Source organism: Amycolatopsis kentuckyensis, from assembly GCF_002155975.1.
Classification (GTDB): domain Bacteria; phylum Actinomycetota; class Actinomycetes; order Mycobacteriales; family Pseudonocardiaceae; genus Amycolatopsis; species Amycolatopsis kentuckyensis.
Genome location: NZ_MUMI01000851.1, coordinates 1 through 3573, shown reverse-complemented (window position 1 = coordinate 3573; position 3573 = coordinate 1). Strand labels below are relative to the sequence as shown.

Genomic DNA, 3573 nt, shown 5'->3' with positions numbered 1-3573 from the left:
GTCGCCGAGCTGGCCGAACTCGGTGTCGAGATCGTCGAAGAGCCCGCCGAAAAGACCCTCAACGCCGCCTTCCGCCACGGCGAAGCCCTGCTCAAAGCCGACGATCCCGCCACCGTCGTCGGCGCCCTCCAAGCCGATCTCCCCGCCCTGCGCGCCGGCGACCTCACGGCCGCCCTCGCCGAAGCGGCCGGGAGCAGGGCCTTCGTCGCCGATCGGCAGGGCACCGGCACCACCCTGCTGCTCGCCGCCCCCGGTGCGCCCCTCGATCCCCGGTTCGGGCCCGGCTCGGCCCGGAAGCACGCCGAGTCCGGGGCGATCCCCCTGCGCCAGGCCTTGCCGACCCTGCGCAGCGACGTCGACACCCCGGATGATCTCGCCCACGTCCGCGCCCTGGGTGTCGGGAAACACACCTCGGCGTACCGCGCTGAGCTGTTCATCTGACCTTCACCGCGGTCTGCGCAATTCCGCGTGACGTAGTGAAGAATGGGGGCCGTGAGCACAGACGACGGCGGCACGCCCGCACCGCGGAGGCGACGGAACCCGGCCAGCGGATCTTCGGAGGCGGCGAAGAAGACCACCCCCGCCAAGAAGGTGCCGTCGAAGTCCACCGCACGCGACACCGCCGCCCGTGCCACCGCCGGCAAGGCGAGAACCCGCAAGTCCACGTCGCCCGCGGCCACCCCGGCCACGACGCGGCGCCGCAGCTCGACGCAGGGCAACGCGCGGGCGGCCGAGGAGTTCCGGGCCGTCCCGTCGGCGCCGCCCGCGGTCACCGCCGCGCCGACAGCCGTCGAGACGCTGCCCGACGACCGGTACTTCAACCGCGAGCTGTCGTGGCAGGACTTCAACGCCCGCGTGCTCGCGCTGGCCGAGGACGAGTCGCAGCCGCTGCTCGAGCGGGCGAAGTTCCTCGCGATCTTCGCGTCCAATCTGGACGAGTTCTACATGGTCCGCGTCGCCGGCCTGAAGCGCCGCGACGAGACCGGCCTGCTGGTGCGCAGCGCGGACGGGCTCACCCCGCGCGAGCAGCTCGGCTACATCGCCAAGCGCAACCAGGACCTCGTCGAGCGGCAGACCGGCGCGTTCGAGAAGCACCTGCGCCCGCAGCTGGCCGAGCAGGACATCCACATCGTCGGCTGGGCCGACCTGGCCGGCGCCGACCAGCTCCGGCTGTCGAGCTACTTCTCCGAGCAGATCTTCCCGGTCCTGACGCCGCTGGCCGTCGACCCGGCGCACCCGTTCCCGTACATTTCGGGCCTTTCGCTCAACCTCGCGGTGACGGTCCGCGACCCGGAAGGCGGCACCGAGCGCTTCGCCCGGGTGAAGGTGCCGAGCAACGTGCCGCGCCTGATGCGCGTCGAGACCGAGCGCACCAGCCGGACGGCGACCTTCCTCCCCCTCGAAGAGCTCATCGCCGCCCACCTCGGCGAGCTGTTCACCGGCATGGACGTCACCGAGCACCACGTCTTCCGCGTCACCCGCAACGCCGACTTCGAGGTCGACGAGGACCGCGACGAGGACCTGCTCCAGGCCCTCGAACGCGAGCTGGCGCAGCGCCGGTTCGGCCCGCCGGTGCGCCTCGAGGTCGCGCAGGACATGAGCGAGCACATGCTCGAGCTGCTGCTGCGCGAGCTGGACGTCGACCCGGCGGACGTCGTCGAGGTGCCCGGGCTGCTCGACCTGACCTGCCTGCACCAGCTGTCCGGAGTGGACCGCAAGGAGCTGAAGGACCGGCCGTTCGTGCCGGCGACGCACCCGGCGTTCGGCGAGCGCGAGACGCCGAAGAGCGTGTTCGCGACGCTGCGCGAGGGCGACGTGCTGGTGCACCACCCGTACGACTCGTTCTCGACCAGCGTGCAGCGGTTCATCGAGCAGGCGGCGGCCGACTCGAAGGTCCTCGCGATCAAGCAGACCCTGTACCGGACGTCCGGTGACTCGCCGATCGTCGACGCGCTGATCGACGCGGCCGAGGCCGGCAAGCAGGTCGTCGCGCTGGTGGAGATCAAGGCGCGCTTCGACGAGCAGGCGAACATCACCTGGGCGCGGACGCTGGAGCGTGCGGGCGTGCACGTCGTGTACGGCCTGGTCGGGCTGAAGACGCACTGCAAGGTGTCGATGATCGTGCGCCAGGAGGGCTCGACCATCCGCCGCTACTGCCACATCGGCACCGGCAACTACAACCCGAAGACGGCGCGGCTCTACGAGGACATCGGCCTGTTCACCGCCGATCCGAGCATCGGCGCGGACGTCACCGACCTGTTCAACGTGCTCACCGGCTACTCGCGGCAGGACACGTACCGGACGATCCTCACGTCGCCGCACGGTATCCGCCGCGGCATCGTGCGCGCGATCGGCGAAGAGATCGAGCTGGCGCGGGCCGGGCAGGACGCCGGGATCCGGATCAAGTGCAACTCGCTGGTCGACGAGCAGGTCATCGACGCGCTCTACCACGCGTCGCAGGCCGGGGTGCCGGTCGAGATCGTGGTGCGCGGGATCTGCACGCTCAAGCCCGGCGTCGAAGGGCTGTCGGAGAACATCCACGTCCGCTCGATCCTCGGCCGGTTCCTGGAGCATTCGCGGGTCTTCAACTTCCGCGCCGGCGGCACGCACTGGATCGGCAGCGCCGACATGATGCACCGCAACCTGGACCGGCGGATCGAGGCGCTGGTGCGGGTCAAGGACCCGAAGCTCACCGCGCAGCTCGACAACATCTTCGATTCGGCGCTGGACCCGGCGACGCGCTGCTGGGTGCTGACCGCGAGCGGCGAGTGGTCGCCGTTCCCCGCCGACGGTTCGCGCGTGCGCGACCACCAGCTCGAGCTGGCGAAGCTGCACGGGGCCGCCGGATGACCCAGGAGGTACGGGCGGCCGGCGCGGTGCTGTGGCGCGTCGCCGGGGGCGTGACCGAGGTCGCGCTGGTGCACCGCCCGCGCTACGACGACTGGTCGTTCCCGAAGGGCAAACTCGACCCGGGCGAGACGATCGCCGAGGCCGCGGTGCGGGAAGTCCGGGAAGAGACGGGGTTCACCGCGGTCCTGGGCCGCTACCTGGCCCGGACGGCGTACCCGGTGCCGGCGCGGAGCGGCTCCGGGACGGTGCCGAAGACGGTCGACTACTTCGCCGCGGAAGCGGTTTCCGGCGAGTTCGAGGCGAACGACGAGGTCGACGAGCTGCGCTGGCTGGCCCCGACGGCGGCGGAAAAACTGCTGACGCGCCCGGAGGACGTCCGGGTGCTGCGGGCGTTCTGCGAACTCCCGGTGGGGTTGACGACGCTGCTGCTGGTCCGGCACGCCAAGGCGGCGGCGCTGCGCCGGGTGCTGTCGCTGTTCGGCCCGGACCGGGTGTTGTCGGCCCCGCGGCTGCGGTGCGTGCAGACGGTCCACGGGGTGGCGGAGGACGTCCCGGCGGAGGTCCGCCACGAGCCGTTGTTCTCGGAGGAGGGCTACTGGCCGGACCCGGTCCTGGGCGTGGCGCGGCTCCTGGCGGTGGCCGGCGACGGCGGGACACCGGTGGTGTGCAGCCAGGGCGGCGTGATCCCGGACCTGGTGAGCGCGCTGGCCGACCGGGACGGGG

General features: G+C 71.7%; 3 protein-coding genes. All 3 read left to right on the top strand.

The window, feature by feature from the left end:
- A partial coding sequence (locus tag CCN39_RS48630; protein WP_086853997.1) for a CofC family guanylyltransferase occupies positions 1-441 on the top strand: 441 nt, incomplete at its 5' end.
- 42 nt (positions 442-483) lie between these two features.
- The gene (locus CCN39_RS48625) at positions 484-2850 is read left to right on the top strand and encodes an RNA degradosome polyphosphate kinase (RefSeq protein ID WP_208630703.1); all 2367 of its coding nucleotides are present in this window, start codon (positions 484-486) and stop codon (positions 2848-2850) included.
- A partial coding sequence (locus CCN39_RS48620; RefSeq protein WP_086853994.1) for an NUDIX hydrolase occupies positions 2847-3573 on the top strand: 727 nt, incomplete at its 3' end. The genes CCN39_RS48625 and CCN39_RS48620, both read left to right, overlap by 4 nt.